Source organism: Alteribacter keqinensis (assembly GCF_003710255.1).
In the GTDB taxonomy this organism is placed as follows: Bacteria; Bacillota; Bacilli; order Bacillales; family Salisediminibacteriaceae; genus Alteribacter; species Alteribacter keqinensis.
This window is the reverse complement of record NZ_RHIB01000002.1, coordinates 323,216-345,831: the sequence shown is the minus strand read 5'-3', so window position 1 is coordinate 345,831 and position 22,616 is coordinate 323,216. Positions and strand designations below refer to the sequence as shown.

Annotated in this window: 20 protein-coding genes; 9 read left to right on the top strand and 11 right to left on the bottom strand. The window is 46.5% G+C overall.

Translation table 11 applies throughout. The features are described 5' to 3' along the window. The first annotated feature begins 188 nt into the window (after positions 1-188). The gene (locus tag EBO34_RS13150; RefSeq protein ID WP_122899283.1) at positions 189-335 is read left to right on the top strand and encodes a YvrJ family protein; all 147 of its coding nucleotides are present in this window, start codon (positions 189-191) and stop codon (positions 333-335) included. A 173-nt stretch (positions 336-508) separates the two neighbouring features. On the opposite strand, the gene EBO34_RS13145 is transcribed toward EBO34_RS13150, so the two are convergent. The 5 genes from EBO34_RS13145 to EBO34_RS13125 all read right to left on the bottom strand — a co-directional run bounded on the left by EBO34_RS13145 (position 509) and on the right by EBO34_RS13125 (position 5,701). After that, positions 509-1,693 (bottom strand): ROK family transcriptional regulator, encoded by a 1,185-nt coding sequence (locus EBO34_RS13145; RefSeq protein ID WP_249414092.1) that lies wholly within the window; start codon positions 1,691-1,693, stop codon positions 509-511. A gap of 156 nt (positions 1,694-1,849) precedes the next feature. Then, positions 1,850-2,509 carry a DUF624 domain-containing protein gene (locus tag EBO34_RS13140; protein ID WP_183163871.1) on the bottom strand — a complete coding sequence of 220 codons (660 nt, stop codon included), beginning with the start codon at positions 2,507-2,509 and terminating at the stop codon, positions 1,850-1,852. 6 nt (positions 2,510-2,515) lie between these two features. Further along, positions 2,516-3,349: a carbohydrate ABC transporter permease gene (locus EBO34_RS13135; RefSeq protein ID WP_122899276.1), complete on the bottom strand. Its 834-nt coding sequence runs from the start codon at positions 3,347-3,349 to the stop codon at positions 2,516-2,518. A 32-nt stretch (positions 3,350-3,381) separates the two neighbouring features. Further along, entirely contained in the window at positions 3,382-4,305 is a 924-nt protein-coding gene (locus EBO34_RS13130) for a carbohydrate ABC transporter permease (RefSeq protein ID WP_122899274.1), read from the bottom strand. An 82-nt stretch (positions 4,306-4,387) separates the two neighbouring features. Continuing rightward, positions 4,388-5,701: an ABC transporter substrate-binding protein gene (locus EBO34_RS13125; RefSeq protein WP_122899272.1), complete on the bottom strand. Its 1,314-nt coding sequence runs from the start codon at positions 5,699-5,701 to the stop codon at positions 4,388-4,390. Positions 5,702-5,974: 273 nt separating this feature from the next. On the opposite strand from EBO34_RS13125, the gene EBO34_RS13120 reads away from it, so the two are divergent. The 4 genes from EBO34_RS13120 to EBO34_RS13105 all read left to right on the top strand — a co-directional run bounded on the left by EBO34_RS13120 (position 5,975) and on the right by EBO34_RS13105 (position 11,611). Further along, positions 5,975-7,060 (top strand): family 43 glycosylhydrolase, encoded by a 1,086-nt coding sequence (locus EBO34_RS13120; RefSeq protein ID WP_249414091.1) that lies wholly within the window; start codon positions 5,975-5,977, stop codon positions 7,058-7,060. A 17-nt stretch (positions 7,061-7,077) separates the two neighbouring features. Then, entirely contained in the window at positions 7,078-8,346 is a 1,269-nt protein-coding gene (locus EBO34_RS13115) for a family 1 glycosylhydrolase (protein WP_183163870.1), read from the top strand. Between the two features lie 101 nt (positions 8,347-8,447). After that, positions 8,448-10,226, top strand: coding sequence for a glycoside hydrolase family 2 protein (locus tag EBO34_RS13110; RefSeq protein WP_122899268.1), 1,779 nt, complete (start codon positions 8,448-8,450; stop codon positions 10,224-10,226). Further along, positions 10,226-11,611 (top strand): glycoside hydrolase family 43 protein, encoded by a 1,386-nt coding sequence (locus EBO34_RS13105; protein WP_122899266.1) that lies wholly within the window; start codon positions 10,226-10,228, stop codon positions 11,609-11,611. Before EBO34_RS13110 ends, EBO34_RS13105 begins: the two co-directional genes overlap by 1 nt. A 54-nt stretch (positions 11,612-11,665) precedes the next feature. Here the strand turns inward: EBO34_RS13105 and EBO34_RS13100 are convergent, their stop codons facing one another. Next, the gene (locus tag EBO34_RS13100) at positions 11,666-12,481 is read right to left on the bottom strand and encodes an alpha/beta fold hydrolase (RefSeq protein ID WP_122899264.1); all 816 of its coding nucleotides are present in this window, start codon (positions 12,479-12,481) and stop codon (positions 11,666-11,668) included. 260 nt (positions 12,482-12,741) lie between these two features. Between EBO34_RS13100 and EBO34_RS13095 the strand changes: the two genes are divergently transcribed. Further along, the gene (locus tag EBO34_RS13095) at positions 12,742-13,980 is read left to right on the top strand and encodes a M14 family zinc carboxypeptidase (protein ID WP_122899262.1); all 1,239 of its coding nucleotides are present in this window, start codon (positions 12,742-12,744) and stop codon (positions 13,978-13,980) included. An 80-nt stretch (positions 13,981-14,060) separates the two neighbouring features. Here EBO34_RS13095 and EBO34_RS13090 read toward each other — a convergent pair whose 3' ends face one another. Continuing rightward, entirely contained in the window at positions 14,061-14,999 is a 939-nt protein-coding gene (locus EBO34_RS13090; RefSeq protein ID WP_122899260.1) for an acetamidase/formamidase family protein, read from the bottom strand. 379 nt (positions 15,000-15,378) lie between these two features. On the opposite strand from EBO34_RS13090, the gene EBO34_RS13085 reads away from it, so the two are divergent. Continuing rightward, a complete protein-coding gene (locus tag EBO34_RS13085; protein ID WP_142996793.1) occupies positions 15,379-16,140 on the top strand; it encodes a zinc ribbon domain-containing protein in 762 nt (253 codons plus the stop codon). A gap of 88 nt (positions 16,141-16,228) precedes the next feature. Here the strand turns inward: EBO34_RS13085 and EBO34_RS13080 are convergent, their stop codons facing one another. Beyond that, complete coding sequence (locus tag EBO34_RS13080; RefSeq protein ID WP_122899256.1) at positions 16,229-18,076, bottom strand: zinc ribbon domain-containing protein; 1,848 nt, start codon at positions 18,074-18,076, stop codon at positions 16,229-16,231. Positions 18,077-18,316: 240 nt separating this feature from the next. Between EBO34_RS13080 and EBO34_RS20735 the strand changes: the two genes are divergently transcribed. After that, complete coding sequence (locus EBO34_RS20735) at positions 18,317-18,460, top strand: hypothetical protein (protein ID WP_183163869.1); 144 nt, start codon at positions 18,317-18,319, stop codon at positions 18,458-18,460. 92 nt (positions 18,461-18,552) lie between these two features. Next, entirely contained in the window at positions 18,553-18,816 is a 264-nt protein-coding gene (locus EBO34_RS13075; protein WP_142996792.1) for a hypothetical protein, read from the top strand. 50 nt (positions 18,817-18,866) lie between these two features. On the opposite strand, the gene speB is transcribed toward EBO34_RS13075, so the two are convergent. The 3 genes from speB to EBO34_RS13060 all read right to left on the bottom strand — a co-directional run bounded on the left by speB (position 18,867) and on the right by EBO34_RS13060 (position 22,533). Next, positions 18,867-19,757 (bottom strand): agmatinase, encoded by an 891-nt coding sequence (gene speB, locus EBO34_RS13070; RefSeq protein WP_122900086.1) that lies wholly within the window; start codon positions 19,755-19,757, stop codon positions 18,867-18,869. 91 nt (positions 19,758-19,848) lie between these two features. Beyond that, positions 19,849-21,171 (bottom strand): aspartate aminotransferase family protein, encoded by a 1,323-nt coding sequence (locus EBO34_RS13065; protein WP_122899252.1) that lies wholly within the window; start codon positions 21,169-21,171, stop codon positions 19,849-19,851. Between the two features lie 24 nt (positions 21,172-21,195). After that, positions 21,196-22,533 carry a YjiH family protein gene (locus tag EBO34_RS13060; protein WP_122900084.1) on the bottom strand — a complete coding sequence of 446 codons (1,338 nt, stop codon included), beginning with the start codon at positions 22,531-22,533 and terminating at the stop codon, positions 21,196-21,198. Between the last annotated feature and the right edge of the window lie 83 nt (positions 22,534-22,616).

Genomic DNA, 22,616 nt, shown 5'->3' with positions numbered 1-22,616 from the left:
AAAATACGAACATTTGTTCCTATTTTCGGATAAATAAACAGATGAAACAAGTGGTTATCTCTTTTTGGTTGTGAAGACCTAGGCGGATTCCCTCTTTTACAGGTATCAGGTCAGGGGAGAACGGCGTGATGACGATGGGGGCATGTGTGCAGATCCAAAACAGTGGCTGAAAAGAAGGAGGGAAAAGGATGGAGACGATTCCGGACTGGGCAATCATTGCAGGGAATGTAGGGTTTCCGGTTTTGGTCGCGTTTTATCTGTTAACGAGGTTTGAAAAACGCATTGAGAATTTAACAAGGGCCATTGAAAATCTTCAGTCGAGAATGAAGCAATAGTCAGTTTCCATTACGATTCATTAATAGAACAAAGGTCAGGGGCCTGTATTTATGTGGATGCTAAAGGTGAAAGAGGATTTTTGACAAGGTTGCCTTCGGAATGATTCTGTTAGAGGCCAACTGAAAAAAGACTGTCAACAATTGGTTGACAGTCTTAAGAAAACAAGAGGCATTTAAGAGATTCCTGGCGTAAACAACTCCCGCAGGACGAGGGTATAGGCGCCGACGACCATTCCTTTTTTCCCGAGTCTGGATAAAACGATCGTATCTTCATTAATGCTGTGCTGAATGGAACATTGTTTGATCATTTGTTTCATCGGTTCCAACACCATCTCACCAGCTTTAAAAATACGGCCTTCCAAAATGATTTTTGAAGGGGTAAGCAGGTTATAAAGGTTCGCAATGGCAATGCCTAAGAACCGCCCTGATTCCTGAAGGGTGTCACAGGCAAGACGGTCTCCCTGATCAGCGGCTTTCATCACAAGGTCAAACGTTAACTCACGTTCATCGTTGAGCCAATCACGAATGAGGGTTGTCTTGCCGAGCCGCAGGTCTTTCTTTATTTTATTTACAACTGCGTACTCTGAGGCGAATGCTTCCAGACATCCGTAATTTCCGCAGCGACACCTTGGACCGTTGACATCCACAATGGTGTGTCCGATTTCGCCTGATGTATTGTAAGGGCCTTTGTAAATATCATTGTTGATAAAAATCCCGGATCCTACGCCAAGACCGACACTCAGGCAGATAAAATCGGATACTTCCTGTCCTTCACCGTACCAGCTTTCGGCCAACGAAAGGGCGCGAACATCGTTTTCGATTAAAACAGGCACCTTTATTCTTTCCTCCAAGTACTCCTTAACAGGAATGTTTTCAAGGTTTAAGTGAGGGGAGAAGAGAGCAATGCCTTTATCGGGGTCTACCAGACCATGCATGGCCACCCCTATTCCTAATACAGATTGTTTTGTAATGTTGTTTTGCTCCAGCTGATTTTTGATCTCGGCATCAAGGAGGCGGAGAAACTGATCTTTTGTTGCCGGGTCTGGTACAGGTGATTTTTTCTCTGATACGATGTCGCCCTTTAAGTTGGAAAGGACGGTGTGGACGACCTCAGCTGCCGCGTATACACCTACGACATAATAGGACGAATCAGAGAGGCTTAGCATGAATGGTTTTCTGCCGCCGGTGGCTTTGCCTGTACCTTGTTTTTCGTAAATAATATCTTCAGTAAGAAGCTCTGCCACAATCGTACTGACCGTGGGAGGGGTTAACTTTGTAATTTTGGCAATGTCGGCACGGGAAATCGGTCCTCTCACCCGGATGAGGTTGAGTACGGAGGATTTATTCGTCGATTTCATGCTTTCAAAGCTTCCTTTTTTAGGAACGTAATGCATAATGGGAACCTCTATTCTATTCATAGGATCATAAAGATTCAAAAATAAAGAGACAGGTTGTACCTGAATTTTACCAATCTTTTAATTAAATGTCATTCGGATGATATCCGGGCACTTCTGTTATTTCCACGTACGCCATGCGCCTTTCCAGGATACGTCACCGCTGAACTCATAGTCGGCGACCTCGTGTTTATGGAGCAAAAAGATGAGAGCGTTATAGGCATTTTTCGCTATCCATCCAGCCCACACAGCCATTATAATGGTTATGACCGTACTGAAGAATGTGAGGAGTAATAGGTACAGTGCCATGTTAATGGTAAACAGATAGTTTTCACTTAAGAGACGGAAGGATCTTTTCAGCAGAAGAGACAGGCTGTGAATGTCCTGCTCTACCATTAATGGCATCACATAAAGAAGAAGCAGGAACCACATCAGAACCATATATAAAATAATCATCGCTGTAAAATAAGCAATAAACGAACCGGTGCCAAGGAGGATGAAAAAATAGATGCCTCCCGGTACGGTGATAAATATGGAGCAGCATGAGATCTTCAGCCCGATTCCCTTGTATTTATGTGCCCCTTTAAAGAAATCTCCCGGCACAGCCGGCTCACCGTTCCGGATTTTTTTCACAACATAAAACAACCCTGCAGTGGCAGGCCCGGATGTTACAACCGGGAGGATACAGATCCACCAGAGCATCGTTGCCCAGACGAGGGTCCAGAGATGCTGGTACGTATCAAAAATGGAGCGGTAAAATACAGTCATTGCCTGTTTCATAGCCATCTATCCTTTAATTCCAGATAATGCGATTCCTTTAACAATAAAGCGCTGGGCAAACATGAACAAGATGATAACAGGAAGCGCGGAGAAAATGGTTGCTGCCATCAGTTTAGCAAACTGGATATTGAATTGTCCCTGCATTATGGCCAATCCTACCGGCAGTGTTCTCATATCTGCACTTGTTGTGACGATGAGAGGCCACAAGTAGTCGTTCCAGTTCGCCATGAATGTAAACAAAGCCAGTACTACGAGAGATGGTTTGGACAGGGGCAGGATGATTTTGCGGTAAATGTAAAAATGACCTGCGCCGTCAATCCGTGCAGCTTCCTCAAGCTCGTGGGGAATGGAGATGAAAAACTGACGCAGCAGGAAGATGCCGAATACACTGGCAAGCCCCGGAAATATCATGGCTGCGTAATTATTAACCCACCCAAACGTACTGATCAAACCGTATAACGGAACAAGGTTCATGACTGGAGGGATCATCATCGTTCCCATCAGTGACCAGAAGAGGAGGTCTCTTCCCCGGAACTGTAATCGGGCAAAGGCGTAGGCTGACATGGAGTTGAATAAAAGCATCAGGGCGGTATGAATAGTGGCAATAAGAAAGCTGTTCCAAAACCAGCGCAAAATAGGTACATCCTGACGCAGCATCACGTCGCGGTAGTTGTCGAAGGTCAGCGTTTCAGGGATCCAGCGAATCGGCCAGGATATGGCCTGACTTTCGGGTTTTAAAGATGTTGAGACAACCCATATCAAAGGCAGGATCCAGAATAATGCCATCATACTTAGAAAGGTAAAACTGATCCATTTCGATTTTTTATCTTCAAGAGCCATAGGTAATCCTCCTGTTCCCGTGCATGAGGGCGTTATTTTTCCTTCGTCATAAGTTTAAACTGGATGAGGCTGATACTGAGTAAAATCATCCCGAGAACAACGGACATGGCTGCTGCCAGACCTGCACGGGGATTCCCTCCGGTAAAGCCGACTTCATAGATGTATAAAATCAAAACACGGGTTTCGTAGCCGGGTCCGCCTCCTGTAGCAAGCTGCGGCTGGGCCATTACGTTAAAGGAAGCCAGGGTTGTCATGACGACGACAAAGGCCATAGGTCCCTTCAGGCCGGGCAGTGTCACGTGAATAAACTGTTTGAACCGGTTTGCTCCGTCTATTTTTGCTGCTTCATAAAGCTGGTCGGGAATTTCACCGAGTCCGGCAAGGAAGAGGATCATATTTGTACCGATTGTCCACCAGATCGTCATTACAACGAGTGAAATCCAGACCCACGGTGTCCGGGTAAGCCACGGAACATTGTCGAGACCGATTGTGCCGAGATAGTAGTTTACAAGACCTGCATTTGTATCAAGAAGCCAGATCCAGATAAGAACAACGGTTACAACGGATAAAAGGCTCGGTGCATAAAACAGGGCCCTGAAAAAATTGTGTCCCACAGGACGTGTGTGAATCGCCATGGCCAGAAATAAAGGAATAATGACAAGAAAAGGAACACTCATGACGACAAAAATCAGGGTGGCCCGAAATGCAGACCAAAAATAGTCAAAATAGAGACTTTCGCTGTTCCAGAGAATGTTTGCGTAGTTTTGCAGACCGACAAACTGCATGTCGGTGAAAAAGTTCCAGCTGTGAAAACTGATAATAAACCCGTATATGGTAGGATAGGCCAAAAAGATAATGAAGAAAATCAGATGTGGTGCAAGGAAAAAGAGCGGTGTGAGCTTTTCTTTCCAATCTGTTTTTTTGTTCGGACGGGGACTGGTGCTTGTTCGATTCATACATTTCCTCTCCTATTTAACGAATAAGGAGGGGATTCCCCCCTCCTTATTCGTATAAATGTTGGTCGATCATTCATCCATATTACTGAGATGCATCTCTGGCGTTTTCTTCTCCTTCACGGGCTGCCCGCTCCAACGCTTCAGCCGGAGTAAGCTGGCCAAGCATGGCTTCGTCCACAGCCGGGCCTGTAGGACCCCAGGCATCACCATAAAACGGTGACGATGGAGGAAAGACAAATTGCTGCTGGGAGGCATTGTACTGGTGCTCAAGCTCCTGGAATTCGTCACTTTCCAAAACGGAATAAGTGGCCGGGACCTGTCCGGCTTTTGCCCATTGCAGGCTGTTCTCGGAAACATATTGAATGAATTTCATCGAAGCTTCAAGTCTTTCTGGATCTTCTTCCTCCTGCTTAGGGAGAACAAAGTTATGGGACCCGGCCCATACCGCTTCTTCACTTCCGAATTGCGGTACAGGTGCTGTGGCGAAATTCAACCCGTCCTGTTCTTCGAATCCAGAAATCATCCAGATCCCGTTAATGTGGAACGCGCTGTTCCCCTGACGGAATAAGGTTACTTCTCCATCAGCCTGCACATCAGAAGGAGAAACCTCATGTTCAAAAACAAGGTCTACCATTTTCTGAAGGGCTTCTTCTCCTTCCGGGCTGTTGTAAAGAGGTGTAATTCCATCTTCAGCATCAACAGACTGCCCTCTGTGAGACATAAGGGAAGAGTAGAAAATCATATTACTCGGCCAGTAAACCGGCATTGCAATTCCGTATGCGTCCGTTTCTTCCTGTACCGCAAGTGACATTTCAACAAGCTCATCATAAGTGGCTGGCGGTTCACTGTACCCGGCTTCTTCAAGTAAGTCTATATTGTAGTAAAGGGCGAGAGGGTGCACATCCAAAGGAATGCCGTAACGGCTTCCTTCATATTCTCCTGCTTCCCATACTTCTGTAATGAAGTCGTCTGCCTCAAGACCTATGTCTGCGGCAAGTTCGTCAAGTGGTGTTAGTAGATCATACCTTGCATAACCGGCAATTGAATCAAGGTGCATAACGGCAATGTCCGGTGCTTCACCGCTTGTAACGACCGTTCTGTATTGATCGTAAAAGTTATCCCAAGGCATGGTTTGTGTCCGGATGGCAATTTCACCTTCATGTAATTCATTGAACTCTGCGATGATTTGAGCAATGTCATCTCCATCGGGTCCGGTAAAACCGTTCCAGAAATCCAATGTAATTTCGGCTTCTTCCACATCTCCGGGAAGGTCTGTCTCCGTTTCCCCATCAACGCCATCTTCTCCGGAACTTTGCTGCTCCGGCTCACTGCAGCCGACTACGGTTAACAGTGCTGCAGCCGAAGCTGTCATAAGCCACTTCCTGTACTTTTTCATCATCATTCCCCCTAAAATAAAAGATTAATATAAAGGGTATCTCTACCCGTCGTGCTGAGATACTTGACAGAAAATACAGACATTTAATTCGGTAGGTATGTTAAATTACTTAACTTATTTGAGTTAATGATAGCGCATACATGGAAAAGTGGCAAGGAAATTTAAAATAAAAAGTTAAATTAATTTACTAACCTTGATTTTTGTCCGGTTGATCAGCTATTGTAAAAGAGACAATATTCTAAATCTTTTAGTCTGGAAGGGGAGAATGGGCTGGTGGAGAAAGAAGGCATGCAACATTCCGGGGAAAAGAAAAAGGTGAATGGCAGGCGGATCGGAATCGCTGCTTTAGCTTTAGTCGTTTCATCGGGAATTTTGTTTTATTTTTTATTTGAAAGGGAGAAGGATTCAGCGGCAGTGGGTACAGAATATCAAAACCCTGTTTTTGAACCGGTTATCGCAGACCCTTCCATAATCAAAGCTGAGGATGGTTTCTATTATGTGTACGGTACCGAAGATAACTGGGGTGATGGGATGGGTTCGAGAGTGGTCCCGATCGTCCGCTCCAGAAACCTGACAGACTGGGAGTATGTGGGAGAAGCATTTCATGAAAAGCCGGACTGGAAAGAGGACGGGGGAATTTGGGCACCTGATATCTCCTTCTTTAACGGAAAGTACTACTTGTATTACTCCCAGTCTACTTGGGGGGATGCTAATCCTGCAGTCGGAGTCGCTGTATCGGATGCGCCTGAAGGTCCCTTTGAAGATCAGGGAAAACTCTTTGACAGTGAGGAAATCGGCGTTCCAAACTCCATTGATCCCCAATTATATGTGGATGAAGGAACCCCCTATTTATTTTGGGGGAGCTGGTATGGAATATGGGGAATTGAGCTGACCGAAGATGGATTGGGTTATACCGGGGAAAAGTTTCAGATCGCAGGAACTGATTTTGAAGCACCTTACATTATTGAGCGTGAAGGAAGCTTTTATTTCTTCGGTTCAAAAGGATCCTGCTGTGAAGGGCAGTGGAGCGAGTACCGTGTATCCGTGGGGAAAGCCGATAATCTTAAAGGTCCCTATCTTGATAAAGAAGGGAATGACCTCAATGAATCGAGCGGCAGTTTAATTCTTACGGGAAGTGACGCGTTTGCCGGACCGGGACACAATGCGGTCATTACCGATGAGGCTGGGGAAGACTGGATGATCTACCACGCCATCGATAAGGAAAACCCCTGGATCGGAAGTGGAGTGACGAGGCGCCCGTTGATGCTTGACAGAATTGTGTGGAATGACGGATGGCCTGAAATTGAGAACGGCAGTCCGGGCAGCGGGTTGCAGGAAGGGCCGGTAACGAACGAGTAAAGGGAGGAATGGTTCAGTTGAAGTTACCCTTTTTATGGGCAGTTGGCATTGAAAATACCTTTGTGACGCAGGTTGAAAGAGGAGAACGTCCGCTCGATGAATATGAACTGACCCAGCACTACCGATACTGGAAAGAAGATCTGGACAGGGCGAAAAACCTTGGCGTAACCATGATCAGGTACGGTATTCCCTGGCACAAGGTAGAGCCGGAGGAGAATGTGTTTGACTGGTCGTGGGTTGATCAGGTGATGAACTACTTCAGGGAAAGTTCGGTACTCATACCGGTTATTGATCTTATGCATTATGGTACTCCGCACTGGCTGAAGAATGAATTTTCCAATGGCGGGTATCCGGAGTATGTGGCACGTTATGCAAGGGCGTTTGCTGAGAGATACGGCAGTTTCATAAAATATTACACGCCTCTCAATGAACCTTACGTGAACGCTGAGTTTTGCGGACTGAACGGTGTCTGGCCGCCTTATCAGACGGGTCTCGGCGGTTTTTACAGTCTTGTGATACAGCTTGGCAAAGGAATTGTGCACACTGTAAACGCGGTAAGGGACGTCGTACCGGATGCAATCTTCATACATGTGGATGCTACTAAACATTACTTTACGTACGACCCGCTCCTCCAGGGTGAAGCCGAATTGTGGAATGAAAACAGCATGGTGATGTGGGAGCTTCTTCGGGGGAGGATCGATAAATCTCATATGCTGTATCCGTTAATGACCCGCTATGGAACAGCCCCTTCTTCACTGGAATGGTTTCAACACAATCCAATAGATTTTGATATGATCGGCGTCAATTATTACCCTCAGTTCAGTGTTCATGAAGTGAAAAGGGATGAAAAAGGGTTCGTTATTTATCCTCATGTCCTGGGTGGGGGGAGAGAACTGAAGTCTATCATCAGTACTTTTCACAAGCGCTATAACCGGCCTGTGATGATTACGGAAACAAGCTTCAGAGGCTCGGAAAATGAAAGAATATCATGGCTGGAAGAATGTTATGCCGCCTCATGTGGCATGGTCAGGGAAGGCATTCCACTGCGCGGATTAACCTGGTTTCCATTTATGGATCTCGTGGACTGGGGGTACCGCACATCAGGAAAACCCGTTGAGGAAGAGCTGCTTCCGTTCGGCTTATATGACCTAAGGATGGAAAACGGCGTACTTAAGCGGAGGAAAAACCGTGTAGCAGCAGCGTTTGAAAGGCTTATAAACAACACCAAAAAAGGTGCGGGAAGTCATTTGGATTTTAACGGCAGCTGCTCTTTAACTAGTTCTTGAAACCGTATACAAGTTGGGTTAGGATAAATGTTAAGTAAATTAAGTTACTTAACTAACCATTGATCTATTATTCATAAATTCATAAAAAGGAAGTGTTGAATGTGACAAGCATACCTCGTTCGGAATATCCCAGACCCCAATTTGTCAGAGAAGACTGGAAGAGTTTAAATGGGCAGTGGCAATTTGATTTCGATGATGAAAATAAAGGACTCTCGGAAAAATGGTTTACCCATGATCACCTTTATTCAAAAGAAATAACGGTGCCTTTCAGCTATACCAGTGAACTGAGCGGCATTCACGACACCGATTTTCACGATATTGTCTGGTACAGCCGAACGTTTGACGTGCCTGATAAGTGGGCGGGAAAAGGGATCATCCTCCACTTTGGTGCAGTAGACTATCAGGCTTCTGTCTGGGTAAACGGGCAGCTTGTTGCAAGCCATGAGGGTGGGCACGTGCCTTTTAAAGCGGACATTACGGATGTTATTCAGGAGCGTAATCAACTGACTGTCCGGGTGGAAGATGCAACAAAAGACCTTGACCAGCCCCGCGGAAAGCAGTATTGGAAAGAAAAATCGGAAGGTATTTTTTATACAAGAACCACAGGGATCTGGCAAACGGTATGGATGGAGGCTGTAGCACCAACCTACCTTGAAAGGGTGAAGATGACCCCGGATATTGATAAGGACGAAATCACTCTGGAGTATGCACTGAACGATGCAGCCCCCGGTTATCAGCTTGAAGTGGAAATTGCCTTTGACGGGGAGGCAGTAGCGCTTGACACAGTGAACCTTCTCCATAAAAAAGGTAGCAGGAGTGTTTATCTAAATGATTTCCATGTCCATGACGAGGGACGTTTATGGAGCCCGGAGCATCCGAATCTTTACGATATCACCTTCCGGGTAAAAAAAGACGGAGCAATCTTCGATGAAGTGAAGAGTTATTTCGGCATGAGGAAGGTCTCCATTGACAATGGTACCGTGATGCTCAATAACCGCCCTTATTATATGAAACTCGTATTGGATCAGGGGTATTTTGAAGACGGACTATTAACGCCGCCGTCGGATGAAGCTATTAAAAAAGATGTGGAACTCACAAAGGAAATGGGCTTTAACGGCGCTCGTAAACACCAGAAGATTGAAGACCCAAGGTATTATTACTGGGCGGATCAGCTGGGTATTCTTGTCTGGGGAGAAATGGCAAACAGCTACACGTATACAGATGACGCTGTACGACGCCTGACAGCAGAGTGGCAGAAAGCCGTAGAAAGAGATTACAACCATCCCTCCATTGTAGCGTGGGTACCGATTAACGAGAGTTGGGGAGTGCCAAAGCTTTTAGGGGATAAAAAACAACAGGAACATACACTGGCCATGTATTATTTGACCAAGTCCCTGGACTCAACCCGACTCGTGATGTCAAATGACGGCTGGGAGCATACGAAGTCAGATCTCTGTACCATTCATGACTATGAAAGCGATAAAGGCGTCCTCAAAGAACGTTATCGTGAGGTAGATAACATCCTAAATTCCCAACCGGGTCACCGCTTTATCTATGTACCGGGATATGAATACAAGGGAGAGCCTTTTCAGGTAACTGAGTTCGGGGGGATTGCCTATAAGAAAAGTGACTGGGAGGGCTGGGGCTATTCCGGAGCTACAGACGACAACGATTTTGAACAGCGTTATTATGATGTCGTATCAGCTATGCTCGAATCCCCACTCGTACAGGGGTTCTGCTATACGCAGCTCACCGATGTAGAACAAGAGATTAACGGCCTACTCACCTATGACCGGAAACCGAAAATTGATCTGAATATCATCCGGGCAATCAATGAGGGGAAGCATGAACCTAAATCGCCGGACGAAGGAGACCGGTAATGGACTACAATAACCCGGTTATCGCAAAGAAAGGGACTGATCACGGCGATCCCGCGGTTCTCAAGTTTAAAGGTGTTTATTATCTCTATCATACCGGCCCTAGAAAAGTCCCCGTCTACCGGTCTTTTAATTTAGTAGACTGGGAGGAGGCAGGTGTTGCACTCTGGGCTTCGGATGACCGGAATCACTGGGCTCAAATCGACCTTTGGGCCCCGGAGGTACTCTGCAGCAACGGTATTTTCTACATGTATGTAACCGGTGCAACGAGAAGCGGGGACGGCACCGCCGATGATGAGAACCGGCGGATAGGTGTAGCTAAATCGGCATCGCCGACAGGACCGTTCATCCTGGCAGACGAACCATTAACCAGAGAATGGTCCATTGACGCCCATCCGTTTCAGGATGATGATGGCACGTTTTATATGTATTATAATGTGCGCAACGATCTCACCCGGGGACCGGGAGGCATTATTGGAACCGGCAATGTGGTCGATCGTATGAAAGACCTTGAAACACTGGATGGCAAGCCGGCGATGGTTGTGAGGCCGGAACATGCGTGGGAAGGCAACAAGGAAGGAACCTTTTTCTGGAACGAAGGCCCCTTTGTGTTAAAGCACCTCGGCCGCTATTACCAGATGTACAGCGCAGGATATTTCGGGGATGACAGCTATGGCATGTATTATGCCACCTCGGACGAGCCTATGGGAGAACAAGGAATGAAGGATACGAGCTGGAAGAAGTGGCAGGGAGGCAAAGCCATTCTAAAAAGCAATGAATTCTGTGAAGGTCCCGGGCACCATGTGGTCACTAAAGGTCCTGACGGGGTAAACGATTATTACATCTATCATGGGTACAGCCCAGACGAAGGCGTTCAGGAGCGCCGGGTAAGGGTAGGACTTTTTGAGTGGCAGGACGACCATATTTGGCTGGAGCCTCCGTCGGACAACCGCCTGCCCTTTCCGGCAACTCCCTCCGTTGATGCTCGTTTTATGTCTTCTTTAAAGGACATAAACAGGCTTTTGAGTGAAAAAAAGACGGATGACTTTTATTTTGAAACGACTGCCACGTTTTTGGATAAGTGTGCAAAAATGGGAGTAAGCCTGTCAGACAACATCCGGTGGACAATTTACAGCGAAGGTCACCGACTGGTTGCTGCGGTCGAGAATCCATCGCAAACTCAGTGTAGTGATTTGCCGCAACACGTTGATTTCACCTTCCCCCAGCGGATAAGCCTCCTGAAAAAAGGAGGTCGTTATACTTTTTCGATAAACGGTTTAGAGGTTTTAACTGTTGAGACAGGGGAGAAATACAAGGGTGAGAAAGTCTTAATGGAATATGATGAAGGGCAAGTACGAGCAGAAGGAACGATTTTAACGACACTTTAGAAAAGAAGGGTGTCAGGCACTGTGTTCAGCACCGCACAAAGTGCCTGGCACTTTCTATTTAATAAAACGCTCTACAATCTCATTAAATTTATCACTGTGCTCCCAAAACATCATATGCCCTCCCAGGACTTCCACTTTTGTTTTCGGGGTCAGTTGGTTCGTATAGTTGACCGCAGTTTCGGACCAGTGCTCTGCTACGATGTTTAAGGTAGGCACCGCTTTGCTCGCTTTTTTCGCTTCTTCTCGGTAATCAGAGAACATGCCTGAAGCAAACAGGCTGCCGGCAATATAATAAGGTGTCTTCAAAGACTGTTCCACAATCCAGGTTAATTCCTCATCACTGAGCTCTCTTTGAATCATCACCGAGGTTATGTAGCTCGTGATGAAGTCCCTTTGTCCTTTGGAATCCCTCAGGTATACATTGTAGATACCTGAAATATCATCCAGCGAGCCTTCTACCCAGTCTGCTGCGCTGGTCGATAACGACTTAGGCGGCATATCAACAAAAACCATTGACTTCACCCTGTCATAGCCATTCTGTTTTACATACTCCCAGGCCGTCAGACAGCCAAAGGACCAGCCCACCAGAACCGCATTTTTAACATCTAGTTCTTCAAGTACTGCATGAAGATCCGTTCCGTGAGTAACGTAATCATTCCCGTGAAGAACCACCGTTGAGCGGCCATGACTTCGCGGATCCATAACGATGACCCGGTTTGTTTTGGAGAAATGCTCCAGCTGCTTTTGGAACACTTCTGTTGTGAACGTAAACCCCGGGATAAACACGATCGGCTCGCCGCTGCCTGCTTCCTGGACAAACAGTTCCACACCTGAGTCTGCCTGAATGTACTTCTCCCTTACCTTGGTCATTTATCTCACCTCATATCCTTTTTAATTACTATATTCGAGGGTGATACCTTTCAGACTAGAGTCAGTGCCGATGGTTTAAAGTTGCTAATTACTTATGAACTATGATTCCGGAAAAAGAGACGCGAATATGCAGTAAGTGACACAAAACGCCTTTACCAGACAAATACAGCTGGGTTAATTTTCTTATTTTTCTGAAATTGGTTGACTCTATTATTTCGGTATACGAAAATTAAGGGAGTAAAATAAAAGGAGGTTGTTTGATGAAAAAGTTTATAGGTCTTGGTTTAGCAGCGGTTATGGCATTTACAATGGTAACGCCCGGGGGTGCAGGTGCTGAGCCTCAGTCCAAACCGAACGGTCCGTGGATCAAGCCTGGGCAGCAGGTTATGCTGGAGCGTTTTCTTTCACCTGAAGAGCTACATACAAAACTGGAACAGATTGACGAGCGAGACAGGGATAACCGGATGGAGCTGGAGGTTGTAGGCCATTCTGCAAAGTATGACCACCCGATTTACGTAGCCAAATTCGGGGATGCGGATTCTGACAATCCCAAGGTGTTTTTGCAAACACAAATACACGGGGATGAGCAGGCAGGTACAGAAGCGGCAGTTAGCCTGATTCATAACCTTGCCATGAGTAATAACAGAGACATCAGGGATATCCTGGATAATGTAACGGTTTGGATTTTGCCGATGTTGAACCCTGATGGAGCGGAAATTATTGAAGTGGAACAAGGGCAGTCCAAGCAGCGCCGTAACTTCCAGGAGTGGACGCCTGAAGAGTGGGGGCTGTCTGCGGATACGCCGGCTCCTTGGTACCATGGAACCGATCAGGCCAGTGGAGAATTAGGGTATGATGTAAACCGTGATTTCCACCCGGATCTGTCTTTTGAACTGTCAGAAGAAGATGCTGGTCTTTTGCCGGGCCTAGGTTCAGAACCTGGCTTTTATGTAACGCCTGAAGCGAGAGCATCCCGTGATGTGTTTGAAGAGCTTCAGCCGGATCTTTTCATTGATCACCACCACAGATACAGTAATGTCGTATCAGAGGACGATGACCGGCTGAACACGCTTCAGCTCATTGCACAGGTGGTGGATGAAGATAACGTCATATCCTACGGCGGAGAAGAGTACCAGCTGAGTGAAGAGTCCTTGAATCTTTCCAAGCAGGTAAACTCCCATGTCTATCAGGTTCTGCAAAAAGGAAATTCACCATTTGGCGCGGTTTCCCGTTATCCTGACGTAAACCTGCCTGGTACAGCTCTCGGAAGCTATTCATTAAATGATGCCGCAATCATGCTGTATGAAACACGCGGACAGCAGCACCCGGACGGCCACACAGGGCAAAAAGGAAGCGGAATGCTGATCCAGCAAACGTATATCGGTCTTTATGAAACGCTCCTGGGGCTTGCTACAGGAGAAATCTATGAGATTGATCCTGAGTTCTATGACACTGAAATTCCAAGAAACAGCCCAAGAATCGGGCCACCTAATTTGTAGGATAACATTGCTGATGCCAGTCACTGTGTTTAGCGTTTTACACAGTGACTGGCACCTTATTTATGACAGCGAAATTAAAACTACCCCCGTAACGCCCCATGTGCCAGCATCGCGTGCACCCCTTTAACGCCGTTCACCACCTGTGTAATGCGCAGGTCCACAACTGTACTCGCAATTGCCATTGCTTCAGTTTTTTTAATCCCGTATTGTTCCTCCATTAAAGTAATCATGGAGCTTAGTGCTTCTCCGGTGGCAACATTTAAATCTTCATTGAAACCAAAGGTGACCCATCCTGATGGTGTTTTTGCCAGTGGGGAGGTTAGGGTCATGTCGTCTCTTACTGTTAACGTCACATCCACGTGGTCCATCGGGCATTCGATGGCTGTGCCGGAGACTTCACCGTCCCCCTGCAAGGCATGCCCGTCACCAATGTAGAAGTGAGCATCGTCTACAGAAATCGGAAGATAAAGTGTGCTTCCTTTGACCAGCTCTTTACAGTCAATGTTCCCGCCCGAGTAGCGGGGGGGAGGGGTGTCATGGGTACCGGGCTCTTTAGGGGACGTTCCCATGAGTCCCATAAAAGGGCTTAAGCCTACATGGAAAGACCTGTCGCCAATCTGGCAGCTGCCGGTCAGGTTGGTAGTGTTCAAGTGCCAGTCGAGCTGAATTTTTTCCTCTTCTGAAATGCCGGCTGCTTGATTTTGCCATGATGGTCCGCCGCCAGCCCAGTTTTCCCCGTACCACCCGGGAACGATATCATTCAAGCGGACTTCAAGAACGTTTCCTGCCTTAGCCCCGTTAACCGCAATCGGTCCGATCATCGGGTGACCTGGTTTTTCTTCCTGTTGGTTGGATTTATAGAAGGTTTTTGGTGTGTCTTCATTGGGCGAATAGCCCCACTGGATATCGGGAGTTGTGAGGTGAAGGGAATCCCCCGAATTGATTGTGTGAACAGGTTTGTAGTTTTGGTCGAAGGATCCGCTAAGATAGCGGGAATCCAGTTTTAGCTTATGGATCATTTATAGGTACCTCCGTAGGTTTGATGCTTTAAGTGTAGCAGGTTGGCTGTCATATGAAAGGGAAGTTTGTAGATTAGGGATCGAAAAGGAAATGTGTTTGTCGGACTGTGTAGGGTTAATTAAACGTTTATTTAATGTGGAGCATGTCAACATATAATGGCGAGGTTCAGCAAAAGGTCTGTAAGATAGACAACTCTGCTAAGATAGCTTGATACCACCAAATGTCCGCCGTAAGCTTAATAAATACCAATTAAATTCCATTTTACACAGACTTTATTCAATAATAAATATAATATAGATATTTAGTAGTAAATAAAGCCCTTTATATGTAAAATATGATTAGGTACTAAGGTCTAATTCGATAATAGGGGGCTATCATATGTTTTGTTCAGGTTGTGGCAGTCAAATGGCTGATCATACCAAGTTTTGCGGGAAGTGCGGGACTGCGGCAGAGGTCCAGGCAGCATCAAATGAAACAGCGGCAGCGTCTGAGCCGGTGCAAGCCGGGACGAGCGGCAATGACATTAAAGACAATGTCTATGTGAAACAAGGAAAAGAAGTAGGAAGCATGTATCTTGCTTTCGCATTAGCGGCAATAAAAGCGCCGTTTACGACAGCAAAGCAAACCGATGAGACGGGGTTTGTAAATGGAATTATTTCTATCTTACTGTTTTCGGTCTTTTATTCTTTAACTTCGTATAACCTGATAGGCAGTTTTGTTTCATTTTGGGAAGGGGCCATCGTTCCGGCTTTTCTTCTGACGGTTACATTTTTTCTGTTTGCAGGGGTAATGACGTTAGTATTGAAATTAATGAATGTGGGAGCTACATATAAAAATGTGCTGGCTCGTTACGGAGCACTGCTTGTTTTTCCGGGCGCACTTGCCATGTTTGGCTTTGTGCTTGCCCTTTTGTCCCTCAATTTCCTCGGGGTTTTCATTGCTCTTATGAGTGTGGTCTTTATTCCACTTACTTTCTTCGGGACCATGTTTTCCTTTGAACGAAAAGGGCCTGGCGGGCTGGATGCTTTTTACGGTATCGTACTGACAAATGTTCTGATAATGATCATCTCAATTCTTACACTTGCAAGCATGGTACAGCGGATGATTGAAGAGATCACGTCTTCCTTTTGGTTTTTATAAGCTGTATGCACAGTCCTGGAGTCCGGATAAGACGGTACTCCAGGGCTTTTTTTGCAAAAAAAACAGCCCCCTTTAAGGGAGCTGAAGGTTAATACTCTTCACTGGATAGTTCTGTTGTATCAATCAGTTTGGATACTTTCAGGCCGTTGCTCGTAAAACGTACAGAATAATTGGATTCAAATGACTTTACTTTTGCAGAGGCATCCTCGTAATAAATCACGTATTCTTCCTCGGTTGTAACGGTAAAGTGGATATTATCCTCTGTATCTACCTCAACGATTTCCACTCCCAGAAAGTCTTCTGAAACCCCTCTCCCGTATAAATAGTCAATGTAATCGACGACTTCCTTTAAGTAATCGGGCGCTTCCGGATCGACGTATTCTTCCACCCTGGAAGAGTCGCTGTAATTAATTCCATACACGTTCGCACTGATGAATTCGTCAAACAACACTTCAAAGGCTTCATCAGAATGCTCAATCACTTCTGCGAGAGACGCCTCCTGTTCATCAATGTCAAATGAGTAAGACTCGGTGTTGGCATAGTCCAGGCTGTAAGTTGAATAAACACCATGGACGAGCCATTGTTCATCTGCCTCATCATACATGAGTGTATACTCATTAGTTCTGGTGTCCGGGTAGGATGAATTGCCGGTATTTACTTCCCAGGCTTCTTCCACCTCCACATGAACATACCAGTCTCCTTCATAAAAAGTAAGGTCGAACGACTGAAGGTCAAAGACGGTTCCTGTCAGGAAGGCCATACTGCTGCCCCCGTAGTTTCTCACATCCTGAATAACATTGTTGAACTCTCCTTGGTGTGAGGTGGTAACGGCACTCAGCGTTGCAGCATCAAGTGTCATTTCTCCTTTGCTTCTTTCCATCATGTACGTATGCAACGAGTCAATGACCGGCTTATGATATTCGTCGTTAAGGGCAAGAGAAAGTTCATAATAATGATTCATCAGGGTAACAGGCGGTGTTACGAGTGTCCCAAATGGAGATTCTTTTTCCAGGTGCATGTCCATGGAGCCGTCGAGTAATACGGGTCCATAAGTATCATCGTTCCCGTTCATCACTTTACCGGTATCTTTCCCATTGATATAAAGAGAAGCTCCTTCAAATGGAAAGTAAACATCAATTTCTTCCATCTCGAGATAAAGATCGATGTATCCATCATAGAAATGGGCGGTACTTACTTCGGTCTCAAGCTGCACAAGGTCTGTATCCAGCTTTCCGGCGATGTCATAATAACCAGGCAATAGTGAACCCAAATAATAGACACCATCCCCGTATTCTGGATTCTCAAATTCTTCCCCGTCTATGTAAAGCGTCAAATCGTGGTGGTTTGAATGTACGGTTAATGGGACAGGGTGGAGTACAAATTCATATCTATCGAAAAAGAGAAACGATCGTCCGGTTTTTTCATAGGTCAGGAACGAGTGGCCCGGAAGGTATCCGCTGTCTGCAACTGCAAAATTCGTTGTTTCTTCGATTGTATTGATATGCTCCATCTGGTCATTCAAATAAGTGTAAAAAAACTCTTTTTCATAATAATTGTCCTCAAAAAAAGACAGCAGTCCCTCTATGTTTTTTTCATCCACGTGAAGTGACTCATCACTTGAGACAAGGCGCTTGCTTATGTACTGTGCGTCATTGTTCTCCAATGCCTCCACAAAACTCCGTGCGTTTTTCATTGGATCATTCATCGATGCCCCGACCTGATAAAAACCGGTAAATAAAAGAGCCAACCCAATTAAAGAGGCAGCTATAATCTTTGATCTCTTACTTACCTGAGAAAAGCCGGTACTTTTTGGTACGGCAGCAGCTGCACGTGCCGGGTTAACGGTCTGATTATTACTTTCCATTTTCGCTCCGCAGGCTGTACAAAAGGATGATTGCTCCTCCTGTTTCACACCACAGACAGTACAATACTCCATCTAACTCACTCCTAATACGTTTATATGATTCTATTATACTAAAACTTTAGTCTTATAAGGTGTGAACTTTGATTAGAATAAGGAAAATTCAGGTGATATCAGTAGTTTTGTAAAAAAGACCTAGAGATCCATTGACTTATTTTTGATTTAATTATTATTTCTTTGACAACTCATTCAAAGAACACCGATCCTTCAGTACTTTCATATTCTTAAAACAACAAGCATATCGGAGGGTGAACGGTGAAGAAATCCAGATCGGAGTTATATATCAGGCATGTGCTCGCACCTCAGTATGAATTTACAAGAACCCATTTTCTCGGTTATATTCTCGAAATCAACCTGGCGTATATTACCATGCTGTGGGACAAGAAGTTAGTCGGTTAATAAAGCGTATGGCGGGCAGTGAAGATCTGTTTTTTATGATTGAGCAGTAACTGAATGAGCGGGTAGGAAAAGACGTCGCGGGAAACCTTCATATGGCATTCAGCAGGAACGATATGGAAGCGACAGCGTTTGTAGCGTGTTTTAGCAAGCGGGTGATGAAGCCTGTGGACATTGGGGCGGGGGACGTTCTTAAAGAAGTTGTAGTTGAAAAGACCGGGAAGAAGCTGAATATATCAGAGAAAGCGTATAGGCGGATGATTGATCCTGAGGTGTTTATTTCTGTGAGGATTCTGCTCGGAGGACCGGCTCCGGATGAAGTGAAAATGCAGCTTGAAGATGCGAAGGCGAGGTTATAAAGGTATCAGGCACTGTGTTTTTCGTTTCACACAGTACCTGGCACCTGTATTTATCCGTGTTTCTTTTTTAATGCGACAAGGCTGATCATTTCATAAGCGACAGCGGAGGCGAGGCCGGCTGTGATGTCGCCGGAGTCATAGGCTGGAAGGACTTCTACGAGATCGAATCCTTTGATGTTCAGTCCGTCCAGACTTCTCACGTACTCGAGGGCTTCAAAGCTGGTTGGGCCCGCCACTTCCGGGGTGCCGGTGCCGGGGGCATATGCGGGATCGACAAAATCGATGTCAAAGCTTACAAACACCGGGCGGTTGGCGTCTCCGACCCGAGCGTGAATGCGTCTGTTTACTTCTTCCTGGCCGAGTTTTCTTGCTTCCCGCATAGGAATGACCTGAAAACCAAGGTCTCTGGCATCTTCAATACAGCCGGGTCCGTAGAGCGGGCCCCGCATACCTACCTGAATGGAGTGGGCGGTATCAATCAGTCCTTCCTCCACGGCGCGGCGGAACGGGGTGCCGTGCATGTATTTTTCACCGTAATAGTTATCCCATGTATCTCCGTGGGAGTCAAAATGAACGAGAGAGACAGGGCCGTATTTTGCAGCGAAAGCCCGCAGACTGCCGAGTGAAATGGAATGATCTCCGCCGAGGATAATAGGAATGACGTCATCGTTCAATAAAGGCCTGAGTCCTTCGGTAATCTGGTCGTAGGTCCGATGAATGTTCCCGGGAATGACGTCAATATCTCCATAGTCCACACCGGAGCAGTAGTCAAAAATATTCACATCCTGATCAGGGTTGTACGGTCTTAACAGCACAGAGGCATCGCGGATATGCTGTGGTCCATAGCGGGCTCCGATGCGGTTGGAAGCGGCAGTATCGAAAGGAATGCCTAAAACGGCAAAATCCACGTCCTTTGTTGTCTGGATGTTTTCCAGTCGCATAAACGTTCTCACCCCGGTGAAGCGGGGGGAGAGTGAAGAGTCTTTGGGCTGGTATTTAATCAACGTGCTTCCTCCTTTAAATGACTTCGTCTCAAGTGGTTGTCCGTTCTTTTTCAAAACGTGTCAATGCCCGGTCGAGTGCCCGCAGGCCTTCATCTATCTGTTCCGTCGTTACGGTAAGGGGCGGAATCATCCGGATTACTTCTCCTTCATTGCCGCAGAGGTAGAACAGCACACCTTCGTCCAGGGCCAGGTCAAGAATACGTAGGACCGCTTCGCCATCCGGTTTACCTGTGGAAGGTGAAACAATTTCGATGCCGATCATTAACCCGAGACTGCGAACGTTGTTAATCACAGAATGGCGCTGTTTCAGTTTTTCAATTTCCTTTACGGCATGTGCGCCGGCATTGACTGTGTTTTCAAGAAGAGATTCGTCTTTAATAATCTCAATGGTGGCAAGGGCGGCACTGCACGCAATCGGATTACCGCCGAACGTTGTGGCATGGCTTCCCATAGGCCACTGCTGCATGAGTTTATGGCTGGCTGCTGTGGCGCTGAGTGGGAGGCCTGATGCGATGCCTTTGGCAACAGCCATAATATCAGGTGTCACCCCGAAGGTCTGGGCGGCAAACCAGTTTCCTGTCCTGCCGAAGCCGGTCTGAACTTCGTCAAAAATCAGAAGCATGCCGTGGCGGTCGCAGATTTTTCTGATGGACTTCAGCCAGGAAGCAGGCGGCATTACATACCCTCCTTCACCGAGAACCGGTTCCACGATCACACCGGCCACTTCGTCAGGGGAGACCTGATGGTTAAAAAGCGCAGCGAAGTCTTCCTCCAGCTTTTCGATGGCTTCGTTTTCCCGGATGGTGCCGTCTTCATCTTCGAATTTTTCAGGGCGGTAGTACGAGATCTGGTACGTGTTGCCGTCAGTCTGAAGGTGCTTCCGGTATTTGCTCTTCGAGGTGGATACACCGAGTGATCCCATTGTCCGGCCGTGAAAACAACCGGTAAATGAGATCATATATGGACGTTTCGTTACGTACCTTGCCAGTTTCAACGCCCCTTCAATCGCTTCTGTTCCACTGTTGCCAAAAAAGAAGCAGTCAATCTCCCCGGGCATGATTTCAGCCAATTCGTCGGCGAGCCGGAGGATGGATTCATACTGGATGACCCCGATCGGACCGTGGGTAAGTTCATCTGCGGCATTTTTAATCGCTTCTACAATTCTGGGGTGCCGGTGTCCCACGTTTGTGACAGCGATGCCCGAAGTGAAATCAAGATATTTTCTTCCGTCCACACCCCAGTAATAGCAGCCATCTTCTTTTACAACAGGGAGGTTCGGGTGGTCCTTTGCCATGGAGGGAGCGAGTCTTTTTGAAATGTTTTTCGATAAATGGTTCCAGTCTTGTGTCATCACACACCACACCTTTCAGAGAAGTTAAAAGAACAGGAGATGCGCCATCAATGTAATGATTGGCAGTGTAATCAGCGTACGCTGAATAAAGATAATGATCAGGTCAAGAAGGTTGAGCGGAATTTTGGAACGGAGAAGCAGGATACCTATTTCAGACATATATACGAGCTGTGTAAGCGAGAGGGCTGCCACGATAAAACGGGTCAGCTCGCTTTCAATGCCGCTTCCCACAACGGCCGGAAGAAACATATCTGCAAAGCCGACAATCATGGCAGGAGCTGCAGCCTGTGCTTCCGGAATCCGCATCAGTTCAAGAAGAGGAACGAGCGGATACGAAAGATATACAAAAAAGTTCGTATATTCGGCGATAACAAGAGCGATCGTTCCAAGGGCCATGACGAGAGGGATCAAACCGAACCAGATGTCAATGACGTTCTGAAAGCCGCTCTGGATAACGCGGGAAGCACTTTTTACTTCGGAAGCTTTTGCTACAGCTTTTTCAAATGCCCACTGGTTCGGGGATTTGCCCGTTGGTACTTCCTCTGAAATCTGCCGGCCGGCTTCTTCAAAGTACGTGTTTTTCTTTTTTGAAAGGGGCGGAATCCGCGGGCAGATGATCGCTGCCAGAAGACCTGCAACAACTACGGTCACGTAGAACTGGACAAACATGTGCTCGAGGCCGATGAAGGAAATAACAACGAGACTGAAGGCAATGGAGGCAACAGAGAAATTTGTAGCAATAACGGCGGCCTCCCGTTTGGTGTAATACCCGCTTTCGTACTGTTTTGTTGTAATGAGAACGCCGACAGTACCACTTCCCATCCAGGATGCGACGGCATCAATTGACGATCGGCCCGGAAGCTTAAATACAGGCCGCATCACTTTTCTTACAACAGTGCCGATATAGTCCATCAGGCCGAATTCCAGCAGCAGCGGCATCATGAGTCCTGCAAAGAAAAACCAGGTCGTCAGAACAGGAATCAGTTCATAAAGAACCGTTCCCCCTGTAAACTCGTCCCAAATAAAGGCCGGGCCGGCTTCCAGAAGCACCATAACGGCGAAAGTGCCTCCCAGAATCCGCATAATAAGCCAGAAGCCTCCAACGTAAAACAAGGACTTCAGAAAAGGGGAGTTCATTATCCATGCTGGTTTTCCTAATCTCGCAATCAGCGTCATCACAATTGATATGAGAAGAATAGCAGACATAAACAGAGGAATGACGTCTGAAAACAGGCCTAGGAAAAACTCGGCCAGGATTCCGACACCGATCGTCCATTGTCCTGTAAAAGGGACAGGGACAAGAAAGAGTAGAAGACCGAATAAGGAAGGAATGATGAATTTTAACTTGTTTGTCTTCGTCATCGTTTCAGCGGTGTACGAGGTGTTCTTTGTCTGAGCTTGTTCATTCAAGGCTGTCACGCACCTTTCTTAGATTGGCGTAAGGG